The sequence below is a fragment of the Pseudomonas sp. KCJK9058 genome (genome assembly GCF_046230975.1).
Lineage (GTDB): Bacteria > Pseudomonadota > Gammaproteobacteria > Pseudomonadales > Pseudomonadaceae > Aquipseudomonas > Aquipseudomonas alloputida.
The window spans coordinates 39,097-59,340 of the sequence record NZ_JBJJLR010000027.1 but is presented as its reverse complement, the minus strand read 5'-3'; the positions used below and the strand labels follow the sequence as shown (position 1 = coordinate 59,340).

Here is a 20,244-nt window from a genome sequence, read left to right as displayed (position 1 = left end):
GCGGGTTTACCCGAGAAAGGGCCAGCACAGGCAATGGATAACCCCAGGAGAGCTAGCGTGACCCCCGAACAATTCCGCCAGTACGGCCACCAACTGATCGACCTGATTGCCGACTACCGCCAGACCGTGGGCGAACGCCCGGTCATGGCCCAGGTCGAACCTGGCTATCTCAAGGCCGCCTTGCCCGCAACTGCCCCTCAACAAGGCGAACCTTTCGCGGCCATTCTCGACGACGTCAATAACCTGGTCATGCCCGGCCTGTCCCATTGGCAGCACCCGGATTTCTATGGCTATTTCCCTTCCAATGGCACCCTGTCCTCGGTGCTGGGGGACTTCCTCAGTACCGGTCTGGGCGTGCTGGGACTGTCCTGGCAATCCAGCCCGGCCCTGAGCGAACTGGAAGAAACCACCCTCGACTGGCTGCGCCAGTTGCTTGGCCTGTCTGGCCAGTGGAGTGGGGTGATCCAGGACACTGCCTCGACCAGCACCCTGGTGGCGCTGATCAGTGCCCGTGAACGCGCCACTGACTACGCCTTGGTACGTGGTGGCCTGCAGGCCGAGCCCAAGCCTTTGATCGTGTATGTCAGCGCCCACGCCCACAGCTCGGTGGACAAGGCTGCACTGCTGGCAGGTTTTGGCCGCGACAATATCCGCCTGATCCCCACCGACGACCGCTACGCCCTTCGCCCAGAAGCACTGCAGGCGGCGATCGAACAGGACCTGGCTGCCGGCAACCAGCCCTGCGCCGTGGTTGCCACCACCGGCACCACGACGACCACTGCCCTCGACCCGCTGCGCGCGGTGGGCGAAATCGCCCAGGCCAATGGGCTGTGGTTGCACGTTGATTCGGCCATGGCCGGCTCGGCGATGATCCTGCCCGAGTGCCGCTGGATGTGGGACGGCATCGAGCTGGCCGATTCGGTGGTGGTCAACGCGCATAAATGGCTGGGTGTGGCCTTCGATTGCTCGATCTACTACGTGCGCGATCCGCAGCACCTGATTCGCGTGATGAGCACCAATCCCAGCTACCTGCAGTCGGCGGTGGATGGCGAGGTGAAGAACCTGCGCGACTGGGGCATTCCGCTGGGCCGTCGGTTCCGTGCGTTAAAGCTGTGGTTCATGTTGCGCAGCGAGGGTGTCGATGCATTGCAGGCGCGGCTGCGGCGTGACCTGGATAATGCCCAGTGGCTGGCGGGGCAGGTCGAGGCGGCGGCGGAGTGGGAAGTGCTGGCGCCAGTACAGCTGCAGACCTTGTGCATTCGCCATCGACCGGCGGGGCTTGAAGGGGAGGCGCTGGATGCGCATACCAAGGGTTGGGCCGAGCGGCTGAATGCATCCGGCGATGCTTATGTGACGCCGGCTACACTGGACGGACGGTGGATGGTGCGGGTTTCGATTGGTGCGCTGCCGACCGAGCGGGGGGATGTGCAGCGGCTGTGGGCACGTCTGCAGGCCGTGATCAAGGGCTGAAGCCTTCGCGGGCAAGCCCGCTCTCAAGGGATCGCATCAGGGCTGAAGCCTGTACGGTACCTGTGTGAGCGGGCTTGCCCGCGAAGGGGCTGCAAAGCAGCCCCTGCAATCTATCAGTGGCTCACCGCCTGAAAGCTACCTTTACGGCTGGCTTCATAGGCAGCCTTTTCCATCGGCTTGGCGTCTGGGTTGCCCAGGTCGTCCATCGCCAGGCGATGGGTTTCCGGGGCAATGTAGGCCGCCAGGGCGCACACGCCGGTGATGAAGAAGGCCAGCCCACCGACTACCAGCGGAATGTTGTCCGAGCCAGGTGGGGCAACCATTGCGAACAGCGCGGGCAGCATGGCGGTCAGCATGGTGCCGATGTTCTGCGCGATAGCCATGGCCGTAACGCGGTAGCGGGTGTGGAACAGCTCTGGGTAGAAGCTTGGGAACACCGCGTTGTAACCCTGGTAGACCATGCCCCACATGACGATCGAGGCGGCGAACGCCATCGGCACGTTCTGGATGCTGATCGCATACAGGTAGACGAAGGCCAGCAGGCCAGAGCCCAGGCAGCCAGCGATCATGGTCGGGCGACGGCCGATCTTGTCCGACAGGTTGCCCACGAACGGGATCACCAGCACCGCGACGATGTTGCCGACCACCGGAATCCACAGGTACACGCTCTTGTCGAAGCCGATGCCATACGCCGGCTGCACCGCGTAGGCCGCGCCGAAGATGGTGGCCACGACCGGGATCACGTTCATCAGGGCCATGAACATTACCAGCACCATGTGCTTCCAGCTGTGGCGGAAGGCTTCGCTGATGGGCGACTTGACAACCTTGTCCTGTTTCTCTTCTTTGACGAACGCTGGGGTTTCGTGCACTTCCTTACGGATGATGAAGCCGGCAATCAGCACGATGGCGCTCATCAGGAACGGAATGCGCCAGCCCCATTCGGTAAAGGCTTCGCTGGGCATGAAGTACGCCAGTGGCAGGAATACCGCCGCCGCCAGTACCTGGCCCGCTTGCACACCTTGCAGGGTGAAACTGGCGTAGTAGCCTCTTCGGCCAAACGGCGCGTGCTCCATGATCATCGAGCTGGCACCGGAAATTTCCCCGGCCACGGCAAAGCCCTGGATCAGGCGCAACACCACCAGCAAGGCCGGTGCGAGGTAGCCGATGTCGTGGTAGGTGGGTAGCAGGCCGACAGCCATGGTCGACAGACCCATCAGGAACATGCACAGCAGCAGTACGTTCTTGCGACCGCGGGTGTCACCCCAGTGGCCCAGTACGAAAGCGCCGATCGGGCGTGCCAGGTAGCCCACGCCATAGGTGGCCAACGAGGCAATGATGGCCATTTTCGGGTCGGTGTTAGGGAAGAAAATCTGCGGAAAAATCAGCGCAGCGGCCTGGGCGTAGATGAAGAAGTCGTAGTACTCGAGTGCCGAGCCTATCCATCCACTGGCGGTCGCTTTCTTTGCTTGCGAGCTGGAGTGAGCCATCGTTGTCTCCGTTGTTATTGTTGTTTGCGCAGGTTCCGCCAGAGGTTATGCCAAGGCAGGAGGCAACGGTCGGTGTGCCTGCGTCTGTGGTCCATGTTGACCACGGGCCCGCGGTCTAGCAATTCGCTAAAACGGGTTTTGTGCGATAATCGAACGCAAAACTAACCATTCCGTACAAAGAGATTGAAGCGACGACTTTACCTGCGAATAATCGATCGTGCCATAAACTGTAACAGGGGTTGTTTGCCCGAATGGCACCGTATTCTTCCAACAACAAGGAACTCCCGCCATGCAGCGTTCGATCGCTACCGTGTCCTTGAGCGGCACTCTGCCGGAAAAGCTCGAAGCCATCGCCGCCGCCGGTTTTGACGGCGTCGAGATCTTCGAGAACGATCTGCTCTATTACGCTGGCAGCCCGCGCCAGGTGCGCCAGATGTGCGCCGACCTGGGCATTGCCATCACCTTGTTCCAGCCTTTCCGCGACTTTGAAGGCTGCCGCCGTGACCGCCTGCAGAAAAACCTCGACCGCGCCGAACGCAAGTTCGACCTGATGCAGGAGCTGGGTACCGACCTGGTGCTGGTGTGCAGCAACGTCCAGGCCGATGCCCTGGGTGACGAGCAACTGTTGGTCGACGACCTGCGCCTGCTGGGCGAACATGCCGGCAAGCGTGGCCTGCGCATTGGTTACGAAGCGCTGGCCTGGGGCCGCCACGTCAACACTTACCAGCAAGTGTGGAACCTGGTGCGCCAGGCCGACCACCCGGCACTCGGGGTGATCCTCGACAGCTTCCACACCTTGTCGCTCAAAGGTGACCCCAGCGCGATCCGCGACATCCCCGGCGACAAGATTTTCTTCGTGCAAATGGCCGATGCGCCGATCCTGGCCATGGATGTGCTGGAGTGGAGCCGCCACTTTCGCTGCTTCCCGGGGCAGGGCGAAATGGACATGGCCGGTTTCCTCGCGCCGATCCTCGCCACGGGTTACCGTGGCCCGCTGTCGCTGGAAATCTTCAACGACGGCTTCCGCGCCGCACCGACCCGGCAGAATGCCGCCGACGGCTTGCGTTCGCTGCTGTACCTCGAAGAGCAGACCCGCTTGCGCCTGGAGCAGGAAAACACGCCGATCGAGCCTGGCGTACTGTTCTCCCCGCCGCCGGCCAGCGCTTATGACGGCGTGGAGTTTCTGGAGTTCGCGGTCGATGAAGCCGTCGGCGCGCGCCTGGGCAACTGGCTGAAGCGCCTGGGCTTTGCCGAAGCCGGCAAGCACCGCAGCAAAGAAGTGCAACTGCTGCGCCAGGGTGACATCAACATTGTGCTGAACGCCGAACCGTATTCCTTTGGCCACAACTTCTTCGAGGCCCATGGCCCGTCGCTGTGCGCCACTGCGCTGCGGGTCAAGGACCAGCAAGCGGCCCTGAAGCGGGCCACCGCCTTCCGTGGCCAGCCGTTCCGCGGCCTGGTCGGCCCCAATGAATGCGAAGTGCCGGCGGTGCGTGCGCCCGATGGCAGCCTGCTGTACCTGGTAGAGCAGGGCACTGCCGGCCACACCCTGTACGACACCGACTTCAGCCTGGACAACAACGCAACCGCGACCGGCGGCCTGCGCCGCATCGACCACATGGCCCTGGCCTTGCCGGCCGAGTCGCTGGACAGCTGGGTGCTGTTCTACAAGAGCTTGTTCGACTTCGCCGCCGACGACGAAGTGGTGCTGCCCGACCCGTATGGCCTGGTCAAGAGCCGCGCCCTGCGCAGCCAGTGCGGCACCTTGCGCCTGCCGCTGAACATCTCGGAAAACCGCAACACCGCCATCGCCCATGCGCTGTCAAGCTACCGTGGTTCGGGCGTGCATCACATCGCTTTCGATTGTGACGACATCTTCCGCGAAGTGGCGCGGGCCAAGCTGGCAGGGGTACCGCTGCTGGAAATCCCGCTGAACTACTACGACGACCTGGCGGCGCGTTTCGATTTCGACGACGAGTTCCTCAGCGAACTGGCGTACTACAACGTGCTGTACGACCGTGACGCTCAAGGTGGCGAGCTGTTCCACGTCTATACCGAGCCGTTCGAGGAGCGTTTCTTCTTCGAGATCATCCAGCGCAAGGCGGGGTACGCCGGTTACGGCGCTGCCAACGTTGCGGTGCGCCTGGCAGCCATGGCCAAGGCCCGAAGCGGAGCGGCGCGCAAGCCGGTGCTGTAGTCGCCTGCACCGGCCTGTCTTGTGGGAGCGGGGTGAACCCTGCTTCCACAGGATCTTTACGGCCCGATTCAGTGACGCTCAGCCACCATCAACAACGACTGCGGCACCGCGCTCTGCGGGTGCTGCGGTTCCTGCAGACTGACCAGTCTCAACCCCGCCATGTCCAGCGCATTCAGCCAGCTGGCCAGGGTGCGGAAATACCAAGGCATCGGTTGCCAATCCCCGGCGAACCCGGCAAAAGACTCCTCTCGCCAGCCATCCTGATAAGCCCCGCCGGCCACGCTCCACGGGTGCAGGGTCTGGATCACCAGCGCACCGCCTGGCACCAGCAAAGTACGCATGGCCGACAACAGTTCAATGATGTCCTGGTGCAACAGCGCGAAGTTGGCGCAGATCACGTCATAGTCCTTGCCAACATGCACCTTCGCCTCAGCCAGCTGCGCATAGCTGGCCAGGTGCACCTCACCCGCGCCCGCAGCCTGCGCTGCATCCACCAGGGAGCTGTCGCCGTCGACGCCCACGGCCTCGATACCCCGGCCGGCCAGCGCGCGCAGCAGCCAGCCCTCACCGCAGCCCAGGTCGAGCACCCGTTCGGGCTGGCGGCCGAGGATGGCCAGCAGGATGGCCTGGTCGGTGACCTGGCGACGGCTTTCGATGGCGCCGCTGCGTACGGCGTCGATCCAGACTTGAGCGTTATGGTGCCAACTGTCGAGCAAGGCGTCTTCAGGGTTGCGCATGATCGGCTCCATCAGCGGAAAAGGTGAAGGGCAAGCCCGGCAACGGCGCAGCCGATCAACACGTGTATCACCCCGCGCTTGTAGCGGAACAGCGCCACAGCCGCCGCGAGCGCTATCACCGCCGAGGACCAGTGGAACGCGCCATCGAACCCGGCCGGCCACAGCACGTGGTAGCCGAAGAACAGCGCAAGGTTGAGGATTACCCCCACCACCGCCGCAGTGATCCCGGTCAGTGGGGCGGTGAACTTCAGTTCGTTGTGGGTCGACTCCACCAGCGGGCCTCCGGCGAGGATGAACAGGAACGAGGGCAGGAAGGTGAACCAGGTCACCAGGCTCGCTGCCACTGCGCCCGCGAGGAACGCCTGGTGGGCGCCGAACATCGGCTGCAGGTAGCCGCCGACGAAACCGACAAAGGCCACCACCATGATCAGCGGCCCGGGCGTGGTCTCGCCCAGCGCCAGGCCATCGATCATCTGCGTGGGCGACAGCCAGCCATAGTGGCCGACAGCCCCTTGATAGACATAGGGCAGCACCGCATAGGCACCGCCGAAAGTCAGCAGCGCCGCCTTGGTGAAGAACCAGCCCATTTGCGTCAGTGTGCCGTGCCAGCCAAAGGTCGCCATCAGCAGGCCCATGGGCAGAAGCCAAAGCGCCGCAACCGTCAGCAGCAAGGTCACCAGGCGGCCCCAGCTGAAGCAGGCGTGCGCGGGTATCGGGGTATCGTCGTCGATCAGTGCCGGGCGCTGGCGGGCCCTGACTGCGCTGTGGCCACCACCGGGCGCGAACTGTGCCGGCAGCAGCCGGCCACCGACATAACCCAGCAGTGCGGCCGCCAGCACGATCAGCGGGAAGGGGACGTCAAGCGCGAAAATGGCCACGAACGAGGCCGCGGCAATGGCCCATAACCAGCCGTTCTTCAGCGCCCGCGTGCCAATGCGGTGGGCGGCATGCACGACGATGGCGGTCACGGCCGGCTTGATCCCTTCGAAAATCCCGGCGACCACCGGTACTTCGCTCCAGGTCAGGTACACCCACGACAGGCCGATCAGGATGAACAGCGACGGGAGCACGAACAGAGCGCCGGCCATCACCCCGCCCCAGGTGCGGTGCATCAGCCAGCCGATGTAGGTGGCCAGTTGCTGGGCCTCGGGCCCGGGCAGCAACATGCAGTAGTTGAGGGCATGCAGGAAACGCCGTTCACTGATCCAGCGGCGCCGCTCCACCAGCTCCTGGTGCATGATTGCAATCTGCCCGGCCGGGCCGCCGAAACTGACGAAACCCAGCTTCAGCCAGAACAGCAATGCCTGGCCCAGGCCGACAGAGGCGGGTGTTTGCCCGGCAGTTGCTTGCAGGTGTTCAGCCATGCGGTGTGCCCTTGCTTTCAGCCAGTCGCAGCGCGTTGGCGCTTGATTCGGTACATGTGCCCGTCAGCATGGCGCAGTAACATGTCGGCATCGTTGCCGTCTTCGGGAAAGCGGGCCACGCCAATACTGCAGGACGGTGCATCGATGCCGGCAAACTCGGCGTCGAGCGGTTCGGCCATGACCGCGAGAATGTGCTGTACGTGCGTGGCAATGGCCTCCGGCGACGGGCAATCGGGCAATAACACGGTGAATTCGTCACCGCCCATCCGCGCTACCGTGCCAGCCGCCCCTACGCAGCTTTCCAGGCGGCGGGCCAGTGTGCACAGGACCCGGTCACCCACGCTGTGGCCGTGGTTGTCGTTGATCTGCTTGAAGTCATTGATATCGAGGAACAGCAAGGCCAGCCTGCGGTTGTGACGCCGGGCCGCGGCCAGGGCAGTGTCCAGCCGTTCATTGAACATGGCGCGGTTGGCCAGCCGGGTCAGAGGGTCATGATGGGCGAGGAAGCGCAGTTCGTCTTCGGCCTTGCGCTGGGCGGTAACGTCCCGCGCCACGCCGATACGCGCTTGGGCCTCCTCGGACCAGCAGGCCGCCCACAAAATGTGCACCACGCTGCCGTCCTTGCGAAGGTAACGGTTGCAAAAGTCGTAGTGCGGCTGGCCGTTCATCACCCGCATGATCGAGGCGCGCGTGGCCGCGAGGTCGTCAGGGTGCATGTAGCGGGTAATCGGCGTGCCGATCAGTTCGCAGGCCTCGTAGCCCAGCAGTGTCTCGCAGGCATCACTGACGAACACGATCTGGTTGTCCCTGTCGACCACGAATACCGTGTCCAGCATCAGGTGGATCAGCCTGGGATACAACGCTTGCAGGTCTACGGGCATGGCTCAGGGTGTCCGCGGCAGGGTGACCGATCATAGCCTGAAGGAATACGTCGCAGCTACGTCAGCCTGCAGGGCCAGGGCGCGCCAAGGTATTCGGCGAGCTTGAGCCGGCATGTTGGTGGGATGTATCGACTGGTGATCAAGCCCCGGCGCCACGCGTTATACTCCGCGCCATTTTGCATGATGGCCGGAGTAAGGTATGCGCCAGGTTTTGCTCATCGTCGATGTTCAGTCCACCTTCAGCCCGCCCGAGTGGCTGGTCGATGGTTTGCGGCGGTTGTCAGCGAACATTCCCACCATAGCCTCGGTCGAGTTGCACGATGAACAGGTCACGCCGTTCGAGCGCCAGCTCGGTTGGCACCCGGCGGCCGAGGACGAGAGCCTGGTCGAGGCCGACCAGGTGTTCGTCAAGCATGGCTATGGGCAAAGTGCCGAAGCTATCGACTACATCCGGCAACTGGGTGTCGAGCGGGTGCTGGTGTGTGGGTTGCAGACCGAAACCTGCGTGCTGGCCGCCGGCTTTGCCCTGTTCGATGCAGGACTGATGCCCACGCTGGTGACAGACATGACAATAGGGTCATCGCTGGACCGCTCGGGCAAGCTGGGGACCGACCTGTGGAAGCACCACTTCCGCCAGGTCACCACCTCGGCCGAGGTGCTGGCTGAACTGGCCGGACGCGCGTAGTGCATGCGCTGGCGGGGACATCTTCGTTCAGGCAGAGGTGGCGCGCTCAGCTGGATCGGCTCCACGCGCCTGGTGCTGCTTGCGCCTGCGGGTAAACAGCAGACGTAACAGGGTGTTCCAGCAATAGCTCACCAGCACCCCTCCAGCGATTGCCAGGGCCACCTCGAACAGCGGGTGCCTGAAAACATGGTCCGCCACCGACTCGAACTGGAAATGCGTCAGGTAGATATACAAGGTTGACGAAGCGATCACCGCACCTGCCCGTGCAACCAGGGCGGGTACTGGCACCGAGCGGAACCAGACAAGCGCCAGTATCGCTGGGAGGGCGATGTCGACATAGCGTGTGAACGCTTGCCAGCCAACACCGGCAACCGCCATCAGGTCCAGCTCACCCACCACCAGCACGGCCACCGCACTGGCTACCCATTTGCGTGAGGTCGTGTCGGCATGGTGCACGGCCATGCCCAGCACCATCACCGCCAGGAAGTGCTGGGGTACCCGGTTGAGCAGGGCACTGGCGTCGAATACGAACTGGTTGAGGAACACATCCAGCGCTACCAGTGCACAGGCAGCGATGATCAGCCAGCGAAACGGATCGGCAACCAGCACCTGGCGCACGCGCTTGATCGACAGCACCAGGCCAATGATCACGATCATCTGCACCAACACTTCGATGTACCAATAGTTGAACAGGCTGACCTCGCTGGCGGGGAACCAGTTGGAAACCAGCAGCAGCGATTGCCAATGCAGCCGGTCGAATACCAGCTGGATCAATGCGGTATACAGCAGTGTTGGCACTACGATGGCTGCCAGTGACCTGAGCAGCGTGCGTGCATCGCCACGCGCTTCGATGGCCTTGAGCTGAAAGCGCGCCAGGGCGATGCCGGAGACCAGAAACAGCACCGAGGTTTCGCCGACGATCAGCCAGTGGTCGAACTCGCCCAGGTGGCCGACCACAATCAGGATGATCGCGAGCATGCGGATGAACACCGGCATCTCCATTACCCGCCACGTGCCTTTGGGTGGCGCACTCAGCTCGGCCAGTTGGCACACCGGCAGGGTTTCCCAACGTTCAGGCAGGTGGCCGATGAGTGCTTCGAGCACGCGCGAAGCCTGTACGAACGACAGCGAGTCGCCGCCCAGCTCGACAAAGCTCAACCTGGCGTCCAGGCGCGGCACCTGGAGGATGCGTGCCCAGGCTGTACTCAGCTTTTCGGCCAAGGGTGACAACGGTGGGCTGATACTGTCGTCAAATGCCGCAGGCAGCGCGCGTTTGTCCACCTTGCCGTTTGGGGTGAGCGGCAGGGCATCAAGGAACACGAACAGCGCCGGAACCATATAGTCAGGCAGCTGGCCGGCGAGGGCCTGGCGCAGTTCGTCAGCTCGGGTGGCCTGCTGTGCGACGCAATAGGCCACCAGCCGGGTCGATGCACCCTCGTGGTTGGCCAGGACCACGCATTGCCCTATGTGTGGGTGCCGGCTGATGGTGTTCTCGATTTCCGCCAGCTCGATGCGATGCCCACGGATTTTCACCTGGCTGTCAGCACGCCCCAGAAAACTGGCGCTGCCATCGGCCAGGTAGGTGCCCAGGTCGCCCGTGCGGTAACAGCGGTCGGCCGCGTCAGCGGTGAACGGGTTGGCGATGAATTTGGCTTCGGTCAGCCCCGGGTCGCCCCAGTAACCCCGTGACAGGTAGGGGCTGCGGATCAGGATTTCGCCTGTCTCGCCCTCGCTGACCAGCTGGTTGGCCGGGTTTATCACCAGCAATTGTGCATCGGCAATGCCTTTGCCCAAGGGCACCCGGGCATTGTCCATTTCAGGGTCGAGGGTATGGAAAGCCATGGCCTGTGGGGTTTCGGTGGTGCCGTAGAAGTTCACATTGACGGCATTCGGTGCGATGGCGCGGACCTGCTGGTACTGCGTCGGGCTGAGTGCATCGCCACCCCAGAACAGGTAGCGCAGGTGGTCGAGAACCTGGCCGTTCAGGTGTGCGCCAGTTTCGATCAGCTTGCCCAGCGGCGGGGTGAGGTGGATCACGCTCACACCGTGCTGGTGAAGCCAGCTGGCCAGCCGTGAGGGGTCGGTCAGGGTCGACTGCGCCGGGCAGGCAATGGTCGCGCCAAGCGACAGTGGCGTGAACACGTCGCGGTATACCGGGTCGTGGCCCAGGCCAGAAAGCAGCGAGAAGGTGTCGGCCTGGGTAAAGCCGTGCTGGCGCACATGCCAGTCGATGAAGTGCACCAGCGGTGCGTGGTGGGTAACGATGCCCTTGGGTTCACCGGTGCTGCCCGAGGTGAAGGTGATGTAGGCCGGCTGCTCAGGGCTGACAGCGGGCAGCGCGACAGGTTGGCGAGGGAAGGCCTGCAGCGCCTCCGCAGGGGCTTCAGGCACCGTGACGACCATGGGCTGGCCGACGTCGACGGTTGCCTCGGCACAGCGCAGTATCACCGCAGGCTTCAGGGTGTTGACGATTTGCTCGATACGCGCGGCAGGGTAAGCGGCGTCAGCCACGGTGAAGGCCAGGCTGGCACGCAGGCAGCCGAGCATGGCGTATACCAGGGCGGCGCTGCGGCGGGTGACGATGACCACACGATCGGTGCCGCTGGTGGCGTTTTTAACCAGAAACGCGGCAATGCCCGCGCTGATCTGCTCCAGTTGTGAGTAGTTGCAGGTTGTGTGCTGGCCAATGATGGCAATGGCCGCCGGGCAGCGGCTGGCCTGCTGGATGAAAGCGTGGTGAATGGGCTGTTCGGCACGGTACTCCAGGCACAGCGTCGGGTTCGGGCGCAGGTCCGGCATGATGATCGAGTACTCCGCAGGAACGTTGGGCTGGCTGGTAGCACAACGCTAGTGCAGGCTGGCTGATGGCGCCAATATTTGAAGGCTGCCTTGCGATAGCCGGGCAGGTCCAGCGCCGCAAGCGTGCCCCCATAAAACCCTGCTAACCCGACGGGTTAGCGGTTGTTCCATGGGAGCCGCCTTGCGCTGCGACATGGATTGTCACAGGCCTGGTTTTCAGGCCACATCCACAAGCACGATCTCGCTGTCCTCGATGGCGGTCACCCGCAGCACCGCTTCCTGCTCGATCGCCACGCCATCGCGCGCCTTGGCCCGCAACCCGTTGACTTCCACCAGCCCCTTGGCCGGCACCAGGTAACCCCGGCGTGCGGCATCGAAGCGGTACTCGGCGGTTTCACCCGCCCGCAGGGTGGCAGCCACCAGACGGGCATCGGTACGGATCTGCAGGCTGTCCTCGTCACCCGCACGGCCGCTGGCCAAGGTCACGAAGCCTTCGCCGCGCTCGCCTTTGGGGAACGGCCGGCTACCCCACTGCGGTGCTTCACCGGTGCGCTCCGGCACGATCCAGATCTGGAAAATTCGTGTATCGATGTCTTCCAGGTTGTACTCGCTGTGCACAATGCCGGTACCGGCGCTCATTACCTGAACATCACCGGCTTCGGTACGGCCCTTGTTGCCCAGGCTGTCCTGATGGCTGATCGCGCCTTCACGCACATAAGTGATGATTTCCATGTCGCGGTGCGGGTGCGGTGGGAAGCCGCTGCCGGCCGCGATCAGGTCGTCGTTCCAAACCCGCAGGTTACCCCAGTGCATGCGTGCCGGGTCGTAGTACTCGGCAAACGAGAAATGGTGGTGGGCATCGAGCCAGCCATGGTTGGCGTGGCCGAGGCTTTCGAAGGGTCGCAGTTGCAGCATGGTCGTGCTCCTTGAATCAGTGGAATGACGCCATGATGCGCTAAAGAAACATCGAAAATAAGCGTAAATATCGGCTTAAAACAATCTGTTTTCTAGATGTTTTTTCTGCGGTGTTTTATTCGCTTCATCGCCTAATCCACTGATCTGCAAGCATTCGCTGGCGATTTTTCGTCGATGCGGCGAACATGCCTGCTGTTTTGTTTTTCAACGGAGTGACCGTGGCCCACGAGCAACCCTTGGCCCCCGCCGACCTTACCCCTCCTGCCCAGTTGCCCTGGTTTCGCCGCCTGGCCGCCCGCTTGCTGGGGCGTGGCCTGACCCGCCTGCAAGCCCAGCACCGCGACTCGTGGTTCCTCGGCCACGCCACAGGCCAGCGCACTGGCCATGCCGATGGCGTGCGTGAAGGGTTCGAGCGTGGTCGGGTGGAGGGCTATGAAGCGGGGCGCCAGGTGCTGGTGATCCGCGATACGCGCCCCGACAGCGCCGCCGTGCCAGGCCAGGATGACAACTTGTTCGACGACTGGCGCCTGCCGTTGACGGCCGAGTTGAAGAAGCGCTTCAAGGCCGATGTCGCCCAGCGCCTGCCCGCCGAAGCCCAGCCCAGCGCCGCGCAATGGAAGCTGATCTTCAGTGACACCCCGTCTACCTGCGTGGTGGCAGGCGCCGGGGCAGGCAAGTCCACGTCGCTGGTGCTGCGTATCCTGCTGCTGCGTCATTACCTGGGTTACGAGCTGGATGCGATGACCGTGGTCACCTTCACCCGCGAGTCGCGCAAGGACTTCATCAAGCGCCTGCTGCAGGTGTTCGCCCTGTGGCAGATCAACCTGCAGCCTGCGCAGGCCCGCGAGCTGGTGCGCACGTTCCACTCGCGCATCCTGCCGCTGGTGCGCAGCCTGCCGGGCTTCGGCCAGGTGCGTGCATTTGAAACACTGGGCCACGAGATGCCTGCCGGGCGTGAGGCCGAGGCCGACAGCAACCCGTTCGACCTGCGCCTGAACGATGCCCAGCGCCAGCAGCTGAACCAGTGCTACAGCAGCTTGCTGGGCGAGAGCCCGCGTTTTGCCGAGCTGGTCGGCCAGTTGCGCAGCGAAGCGTTGCAACTGAAGCCGCTGGACCCGAACAACCCCGATGTGCAGAAGCGCGCACAGGTGACCCAATTGGCCGCCCAGCGCGACGAAGAACTGTGCGACGTGATCGAGGACCTGTGGTTCGCCGCTGGCGTCTGGCCGATCAAGGGCATCGAGCCCTGCCGCGAAACGGTCGACATCCGTGGCAGCCGCTTCCATGTGCATGGCCGCCTGGAAGGCCAGGGGCCTTTGGTGGTGCTGGGCTTCGACCCCGCACAAAGCGCGCAGTACCAGCGCCCCGGCGCCAAGCTGACCGTGCGTGCCGAGTGGGCGGTCAAGCGCACACTGTTGCAGGCGTTCTGCGACAGGCCGCTGATCTGGCTCGACAACTACGCCATGGCCAGGCGCCTGGCGGCATCGTTGGCGGGCGATGCCGTGGCCGGCCCTGGCTTCGAGTACAAGGTCAAGGGCGAACTGGCCCCGGCGCCGCTGCTGGATGCGTTCGTCAGTGCGGCCAATTTCATCGAAAACCTTGGGTTGGAGGTGAACAAAGCGGTGGCGGCGATGAGCTTTCCGTCCGGCGATAGCGATGCACTGTTCTTCGAGGCCTTGGCGCTGTACTGGAAAGCCCTGGAAGCGCACCTGCTGGACCAGTCGCCGCCGGTGATGAGCTACAACCGCATGTTCGCCTTGTTTGGCGAGAACAACCCAGAAAACCTGCACTTGCTGCCCGATCCGTTGCTGCGGCCGCTGGCGCACCTGATGATCGACGAGTTCCAGGACGTGTCGCCACAGATCGTCAGCTGGTTGCGTGCCAGCCTCGCTGAAATACGGCGCCGCGGCCCGGCCATGCACACCGGGCGCCATGCCCAGCATTCGTCGTTGCTATGCGTGGGGGACGACTGGCAATCAATCTACGGTTGGCGTGGCAGCTCGCCCAAGTATTTCATGGAGTTCACCAAGGCGTTCCCGTCGCCGGCCAACACGCGGGTGATGCTGGTCGACAACTACCGATGCCAGCAACAGGTGATCGATGCGGCTGAGCACCTGGTCAAGGGCACCCCGGCGATTGCCGGCAAGAAAGCCCGCGCCAGTGGCCCGGCGGCTGAGTTGCCCGGCTCGCCGGTCAAGGTGTTCGACCGTGACGAGGCTGCGTTGGGCGAAACGCTTGTCGAGCATTACCAGCGGGGTGAGACGGTCATGATGCTGTACCGCAAGGGCAGTGACCGAGCGTTGATGAACGAGCACCTGCAAAGCGTGTTGCACGCCGACGCGGCGCTTCCGGCCGAGCAGCGCCGGCTGCGCCAGCTGACCTACCACAGTGCCAAGGGTTTACAGGCCGATGCGGTGTTCATGCTGGGTGACTGCCAGTACCTGACCAGCTCACCCTACAAGAACCAGGTATACCGTCAGGCCGGGCTGGGCAGGGCAGGTGATGCTCAACCGTTCGACTCGGCACAGAAGGAAGAAGTGCAGCGCTTGGCCTACGTGGCAGTGACCCGTGCAGTGCAGCACTGCTATTGGCACGTGGAGGCCGTCAGTGGTGACGCCGCAGCGGCCCCACGGGCGTCAAGCCAGGTGGACGGCAAGCAGGCCTTCTTCGAAGACCTGCGCGGGCAGTGAGTGGGGTTCAGCGGCCGATTGTTTGCGTCTGGCGGGTGAGGCTGATCAGCAGACCGGTTTCAACCTGCTGCTGCTCGGCAGTCAGCGCGTCCACGCCCTGGCGATACTGCTGCTCGTTGAGCACCACGCGCCGCAGCCTGCCCTCAGCATCCACCGGGCTTTCAGGCATGACCCTGGCCAAGGCTCGTTGCACAGAGCTGTCCAGGGATGTCACCGGGTCGGCGGTTTCATCCAGGCAGTAATAGAGGTAGTCAAGGCCTGGCCGCCAGAAGTCGGTGATCAGGCTGAACTGTGCCGCATGCTCTCGTTTCAAGTACTCGACCCAGCCCGGCTGCTGAGTCAACCATTGCTCCCGAGCGATGGCATCCCTGTCCAGGGAACGGACCGCAGCTTTCACCATTTCGATGATTGTGTCGTTGATTCTGGCCGTATTGCGGTACAGCATGCCTCGGCTCGGCTCAGGGTAGTCCAGCGCGCTGGCCAACGACTGGCGCAGAGCCAAACGTACCTCGACATCGTCCACCAGCCCCGTTTGAAGTTCGCTGTCTGGAAAGGCTGAGGGGTCGTCCAGCTCATCGTAGGGGGGGAGGTTTTCATCGAAGGCCCCGTCGAGCAGCGCCTGTTTGCGCAAGGACCTTCTCCAGCTGATGCGATCGGCCAGTTGATTGACCTGACTGCGTCGATACAACTTGCCATACAGGCTCAGTAGATCAGCGGGTCGACTACCGGCGACGGCTGCCGCTTCGTGGGCCAGCACTTCTATCTCCAAGGCACTGAACGCGTCGGCACCTGCGTCGCCACAGGTTGGCGGGAAGTCGCCGGCCACGGTGGCGAGGCGTTCACGCAGCGCGGTGTCGCGGGCCGCGTCGTCCAACAGCTTCCAGACGCGTGCCCTCAGGGCCTCGCCATCACGCTGCGCTTCTGCCGATTGGGCAAGACGTTCGAGTACGCCCAGCAGCGCTGAGTTTTCACCTTGGTCAAACAGGTCGCTCCACAGTTGCTCCTCGGCACTGCTCGCCTCGCCACGGAAAATGCCTTGCCACAGTGGCACGTCTTCTGCGTGCTCGAATACGTTGACGCCGCTACTGCCCAGGCGTGCTCGTGTCTGGGCTTCCAGGGTGTTGTAGTTGAACAGCCAGCGGCGCTCCGGCAAGTGCGCGGCGACATCGCGGGCAAACGGGGTACGCAGCACACCAGGCAAGTCTGGCAGGGTACGAATGCGGTTGGACGACAGGTTCAGGTAGCGCAGTTGGTACTGGGGCTGGCTCATCAGGACGGTCAGGCTGTCGGGCCACTGCTGCAGTTCGCAACGCTCAAGCTCCAGGTGGACAAGACGGGCCATGAAGCGCAGGTCGGGCGCCAGTTGCAGTGGGTTGCCTGACAGGTGCAGTACAGTGGGGTGGATCATGTCCTGGAACTGGGCGGCAAGGCTTTCGTCAAGTGTGATTTGATTGTGGCCCAGGCCGAGGGCATCCAGGGGCAAGCGCGTCAGGAAGCCTAAACTGTTGGTGTCGAGTTGCAGTCGGTTGCGGCTGAGCCAGAGTAGCCGCAGGCCGGGCATAGCCCCGATGGCCTGTTGGGCGGTGGGTGAAAGGGTGGTCAAGCCATTGTCTGTCAGGCCCAGCTCGCGTAGCCGTGGTGCCGACCTGAGCGCCTCGAACAATGTTTCGGCATCGATGTCCGGGTTACCGATAATTTCCAGGGTTTCCAGGTTAGGGAAGTTTGCCAGGAAGCTGCCCTCCAGACGCCGCATCTGTAACCCCTCGAGCCTGAGATTGCGGATATGCGGCATGCGTGCAGTGAAAGCGGGTAGCGCTTCGAGCTGCATACGGTCCAGTACCAGTGTTTTGGCGTGCGCGCCGCCTTCACGGCGGGAAGCACTCATCAATCGCTCGGTGCATTGCTGGCGATCAAAGCGCTCTTCAAGGGTGCGGGCGGTGCTTACCCAGCGGTTGAGATCTCGGTTGAGGGTACGCTGCTCGACCTCCAGCCGGTTGATGGCGCTACCCAGGTCACTTCCTCGAGCCAGTTCGGCTTGTAGCCCACTGATTTGCTCGCTGTTGAGTTCGGGGTAGAGCGCCCGGAGTCGACGTGCAGCCGGCAAGGCTCGTCCTTGCAGGCCACGGCCGCTCAGGGGATAGCCCAGCTGGCCGTTGGCCAACCGCAAAGGGGAGCGGAACCTGGGGTTGATGGGTTGCTGGCCGATCAGTGAGGCGCAGTGCTGGCGATCGTCCAGGGCAAGTTGCAGCAACCGGGCCGGGTCAGCCTGCGGGTGCGCGGCTTGCAGCGCCTGTTTGATGCGTAGACTGTCGTCGTTGGCCAGGCTAGGCCTGAACAGGCCGAGGAGGGCGCGGTCAAGCCGCGCTCGAGCTTGCAGAAGGCGTGCTTCCTCGGCAATGCGAAGCGGCACCCGGCCGTTGGTCAGGCGTTCCCGTTCGGCGTTGCTGATATTGCCAAGCAATGCTTCAAGCGCGCTGTCCGGCAGCCCAGGAAACTGCCGGGCGAGGGTTTGTGCGGTTGCTGGGGGTGTGGGACGGTGTCTTTGTTGCAGGCTCTCGAACAGCGCTTCGCGGTGCTGTTCCAGGTGTTGCGCGAGCTTGTTGTTCAGTGCGGACGATCGGTGCTCGGTTGGTGTGTCACCGAGCAAATGCCCAATGGCTTCTTCATCCATCTGATCCAGCACGGTCTGGCTCAATTGGCCATTGTCCAGGTCGGTACGGGTAATTTCGATTTCTGTCTGGCCCAGCGTGTGAGGGGGGCCGTAGCGCACAGATTCGCCCCAGGGTTCTGGCCCTTGGTAAACCTTGAGCGTGTTCCCCTTGGGCCACCCCGGCAGGCGCAGCAACTCAGGCAAGGCAAAGTTCTTGTACGCAGCCAGCGGCAGCCCATGGCGTACGCAGTTGATGATCTGTTGTGTCTGATTGTCCAGTTGCAACCGCTGCAGCGTGTCGATCAACAAAGCGGGTGGACGCAGGCCCGCTGCCTGGGTGCGGCGCAGCACGTCTGGATCGGTACCGGTACTGCGCATGGCATGGTCCAGTTCGCTGTCGTCCAGGCCGGCACTATGGCTGCCGAGGCGGCGCGCGAGCTGTTCGCGGTCCCATTCCAGAGGCTGTTCATGGGCCAGTTGCCAGCGGGCGTTACCCTGATGCAGCAAGCGTGGGGCATAGGCCTGCGCGTCATCGGGGTGGCGCACGCGCCATTGCTGATCAGTGCCCTGAAACACCTCGTACAGGGTCCCATCCAGCTTCAGGTAGGTCTTCCCATCGACGTGTACATGGCCGAGCAAATCGGGTTGAGCCCCCTCAGGAATAGCCGCCGTGATCGCATAGGGTTTCATGTCGGGGTGCCAGAGCACCTCCTTGTCCTCATGCCATACACTTTTCAGTGCATCGACAAAGCCAGACGCCTGGACGATCCTGGTGCCCACTGCAAAGCCGGCAATCACGCCCGCGTTGATGGCCAGCGATTCCAACTGCGCCAGTGCCTGCCGGGTATCACCTTCTTCCCAGGCCTCGAACCCGGTGAAAACAGAGCTCATCAGGTCGTAAGCAAAAACGCCTAGCATGACCGTGTTCAAACCCGGCACGAAGAACGCGGCGACATTCAGCACGTTCATCCCCAGGTCGAACCAGTATTTCAGACGCTCATTGCGGGCGTTGGCGTCGACTTCGGCGGTAGGCACAGCAATGGTTTTTGCGTCGGCCTTCATGCGCGCAAGGTGTGCGTTGTACAAGGACGTCCAAGGGTCGGTCCTGATGGGCGAGAGCGTGAAAGGGATCACTGGCATGATGCGGGGTTTGCGTATGCCCGCTTCATCCTCTTCGAACAGCGCGATTTCCAGCTTTACGGCGAGTTCTTTTTGCCTGTCCTTGTAGGCGAAATGCACCAAAGCGCGGCGAAACTCGCTTTGCAATAGCCGTTTGCGCAGGTGCTTGCCCGCTTCCTGACGAGAGGCGAACTCCCTGACCGGGTGCTCGCTGTCGCCAGGGACATACACAATGCAGGGGTTCTTGCGGTAAGGGTTGTCTGGCCCGATGAACAGTATTTCGTGGACGGGGGTATCGAACAGGTTGAAGTGCCAGCAATGCAACGCCTCGTTTTCATAGGTGGGGTGAGGCTTGCCGTCGCACAGTTGCCCAAGCGCATCGAGCCCGGCCTCGCTCAGCAGGCCTTTGAGCTTGGCGATCAATGCCTGGACCCTCAAGGCCTCACGGTTCGCTGCAATCGACAGGCGCTGGATTTCAGCGCGATTGGCGCCTTCATGGGTTGCAAGCAAATGGTCTTGATAGCGTTTGCCAAGGTCCAGTGCCCGACAATGTCTCACGAAGTCCGCCATCGTCAGGCCTGCCAGGGGCGTGTCGCTGCCAGCGGCGTCGGTGAGCCTGCTGTAGGGACCGACTTCGTCCAGCCCCTCGAAGTTGTGCAGGGCAGCCTCCAGCAAACTGCGTGTTTGCGGCTGGCCTACGGGGCGGGTGGCCAGCACGTCCGCTTCCACGTCCGGGACCAAAGGCGTTTCCACATCGGGAACGCCAACCCAGATGTTGGCCTCTGACTCAAAGGGCTGGAACACATACTGCGCCCTGTCTACGGGTACATTCAGCTTCAACCGCTCGGTCAACAGAGGGCCGCAGAACGCGATGATGTCCTTGAACTCGCCTAGCGCCTGCTTGACGTGCGCCAGCCGTTTGTTACGGGTTTGCAACGCCTTGTGCAACTGCTCACGCATTGGCTCATCGGCAGTGGCATACCACGAGTAAGGGGTGCCATCTTCATCGAGGTACTCCTTGTACAGGCTCTGCACCACTTTGCGCGTATGCGTGGGTTGGAGCGCCTTGCTCCATTTCGGTAACGATCGGGTTATCTGGCTTTGATGTAACGGTGTCGGGGTTGTCATGGTCACCATCTCTTTTGTGGGGGGAGACAGTCCACGCTGATCAAGGCGCCGGGGTGCGGTAGATAGTTGTTGGCAGCAGTCGGTCCTGCGTATGCGCGGGTCGGTGGGGGGCTGGCAGCGAG

General features: G+C 63.0%; 11 protein-coding genes. 4 read left to right on the top strand and 7 right to left on the bottom strand.

Annotation, left to right across the window (positions count from 1 at the left end; genetic code table 11):
• Positions 1–57 precede the first annotated feature (57 nt).
• A complete protein-coding gene (locus tag ACK59Z_RS15705; protein ID WP_409293413.1) occupies positions 58–1,470 on the top strand; it encodes a DOPA decarboxylase in 1,413 nt (470 codons plus the stop codon).
• A 113-nt stretch (positions 1,471–1,583) separates the two neighbouring features.
• On the opposite strand, the gene ACK59Z_RS15700 is transcribed toward ACK59Z_RS15705, so the two are convergent.
• On the bottom strand, positions 1,584–2,957 hold the full coding sequence (locus ACK59Z_RS15700) for an MFS transporter (protein ID WP_012052833.1): 1,374 nt from the start codon (positions 2,955–2,957) through the stop codon (positions 1,584–1,586).
• A gap of 289 nt (positions 2,958–3,246) precedes the next feature.
• On the opposite strand from ACK59Z_RS15700, the gene quiC reads away from it, so the two are divergent.
• The gene (gene quiC / locus ACK59Z_RS15695) at positions 3,247–5,154 is read left to right on the top strand and encodes a 3-dehydroshikimate dehydratase QuiC (protein ID WP_003250790.1); all 1,908 of its coding nucleotides are present in this window, start codon (positions 3,247–3,249) and stop codon (positions 5,152–5,154) included.
• 68 nt (positions 5,155–5,222) lie between these two features.
• Here the strand turns inward: quiC and ACK59Z_RS15690 are convergent, their stop codons facing one another.
• From ACK59Z_RS15690 to ACK59Z_RS15680, 3 genes are read right to left on the bottom strand one after another with little or no spacing between them, the layout of a single operon-like run.
• Positions 5,223–5,891 (bottom strand): bifunctional 2-polyprenyl-6-hydroxyphenol methylase/3-demethylubiquinol 3-O-methyltransferase UbiG, encoded by a 669-nt coding sequence (locus ACK59Z_RS15690; protein ID WP_239607835.1) that lies wholly within the window; start codon positions 5,889–5,891, stop codon positions 5,223–5,225.
• Positions 5,892–5,902: 11 nt separating this feature from the next.
• Positions 5,903–7,255 carry a chromate efflux transporter gene (gene chrA, locus ACK59Z_RS15685; RefSeq protein WP_409293410.1) on the bottom strand — a complete coding sequence of 451 codons (1,353 nt, stop codon included), beginning with the start codon at positions 7,253–7,255 and terminating at the stop codon, positions 5,903–5,905.
• 17 nt (positions 7,256–7,272) lie between these two features.
• Complete coding sequence (locus ACK59Z_RS15680; RefSeq protein ID WP_108190701.1) at positions 7,273–8,136, bottom strand: sensor domain-containing diguanylate cyclase; 864 nt, start codon at positions 8,134–8,136, stop codon at positions 7,273–7,275.
• Between the two features lie 199 nt (positions 8,137–8,335).
• Here ACK59Z_RS15680 and ACK59Z_RS15675 point away from each other — a divergent pair, with 199 nt between their 5' ends.
• A complete protein-coding gene (locus ACK59Z_RS15675) occupies positions 8,336–8,821 on the top strand; it encodes an isochorismatase family protein (RefSeq protein WP_003250798.1) in 486 nt (161 codons plus the stop codon).
• A 27-nt stretch (positions 8,822–8,848) separates the two neighbouring features.
• Here the strand turns inward: ACK59Z_RS15675 and ACK59Z_RS15670 are convergent, their stop codons facing one another.
• Together ACK59Z_RS15670 and ACK59Z_RS15665 are read right to left on the bottom strand one after the other, a co-directional pair.
• The gene (locus ACK59Z_RS15670) at positions 8,849–11,620 is read right to left on the bottom strand and encodes an amino acid adenylation domain-containing protein (protein WP_409293408.1); all 2,772 of its coding nucleotides are present in this window, start codon (positions 11,618–11,620) and stop codon (positions 8,849–8,851) included.
• 216 nt (positions 11,621–11,836) lie between these two features.
• Positions 11,837–12,535, bottom strand: a complete 699-nt coding sequence (locus ACK59Z_RS15665) for a pirin family protein (protein ID WP_003250802.1) — start codon at positions 12,533–12,535, stop codon at positions 11,837–11,839.
• A 185-nt stretch (positions 12,536–12,720) separates the two neighbouring features.
• On the opposite strand from ACK59Z_RS15665, the gene ACK59Z_RS15660 reads away from it, so the two are divergent.
• On the top strand, positions 12,721–15,225 hold the full coding sequence (locus ACK59Z_RS15660) for a UvrD-helicase domain-containing protein (RefSeq protein WP_108190703.1): 2,505 nt from the start codon (positions 12,721–12,723) through the stop codon (positions 15,223–15,225).
• A 7-nt stretch (positions 15,226–15,232) separates the two neighbouring features.
• Here the strand turns inward: ACK59Z_RS15660 and ACK59Z_RS15655 are convergent, their stop codons facing one another.
• A complete protein-coding gene (locus ACK59Z_RS15655; protein WP_409293405.1) occupies positions 15,233–20,122 on the bottom strand; it encodes an NEL-type E3 ubiquitin ligase domain-containing protein in 4,890 nt (1,629 codons plus the stop codon).
• Positions 20,123–20,244: the final 122 nt, after the last annotated feature.

Excerpts from the sequence above, each read along its gene's own strand:
- ACK59Z_RS15700 (WP_012052833.1), bottom strand. The coding sequence starts at position 2,957 with ATGGCTCACTCCAGCTCGCAAGCAAAGAAAGCGACCGCCAGTGGATGG.
- ACK59Z_RS15680 (WP_108190701.1), bottom strand. The coding sequence starts at position 8,136 with ATGCCCGTAGACCTGCAAGCGTTGTATCCCAGGCTGATCCACCTGATG.
- quiC (WP_003250790.1), top strand. The coding sequence starts at position 3,247 with ATGCAGCGTTCGATCGCTACCGTGTCCTTGAGCGGCACTCTGCCGGAA.
- ACK59Z_RS15655 (WP_409293405.1), bottom strand. The coding sequence starts at position 20,122 with ATGACAACCCCGACACCGTTACATCAAAGCCAGATAACCCGATCGTTA.
- chrA (WP_409293410.1), bottom strand. The coding sequence starts at position 7,255 with ATGGCTGAACACCTGCAAGCAACTGCCGGGCAAACACCCGCCTCTGTC.
- ACK59Z_RS15660 (WP_108190703.1), top strand. The coding sequence starts at position 12,721 with ATGCCTGCTGTTTTGTTTTTCAACGGAGTGACCGTGGCCCACGAGCAA.
- ACK59Z_RS15675 (WP_003250798.1), top strand. The coding sequence starts at position 8,336 with ATGCGCCAGGTTTTGCTCATCGTCGATGTTCAGTCCACCTTCAGCCCG.
- ACK59Z_RS15690 (WP_239607835.1), bottom strand. The coding sequence starts at position 5,891 with ATGCGCAACCCTGAAGACGCCTTGCTCGACAGTTGGCACCATAACGCT.
- ACK59Z_RS15670 (WP_409293408.1), bottom strand. The coding sequence starts at position 11,620 with ATGCCGGACCTGCGCCCGAACCCGACGCTGTGCCTGGAGTACCGTGCC.
- ACK59Z_RS15665 (WP_003250802.1), bottom strand. The coding sequence starts at position 12,535 with ATGCTGCAACTGCGACCCTTCGAAAGCCTCGGCCACGCCAACCATGGC.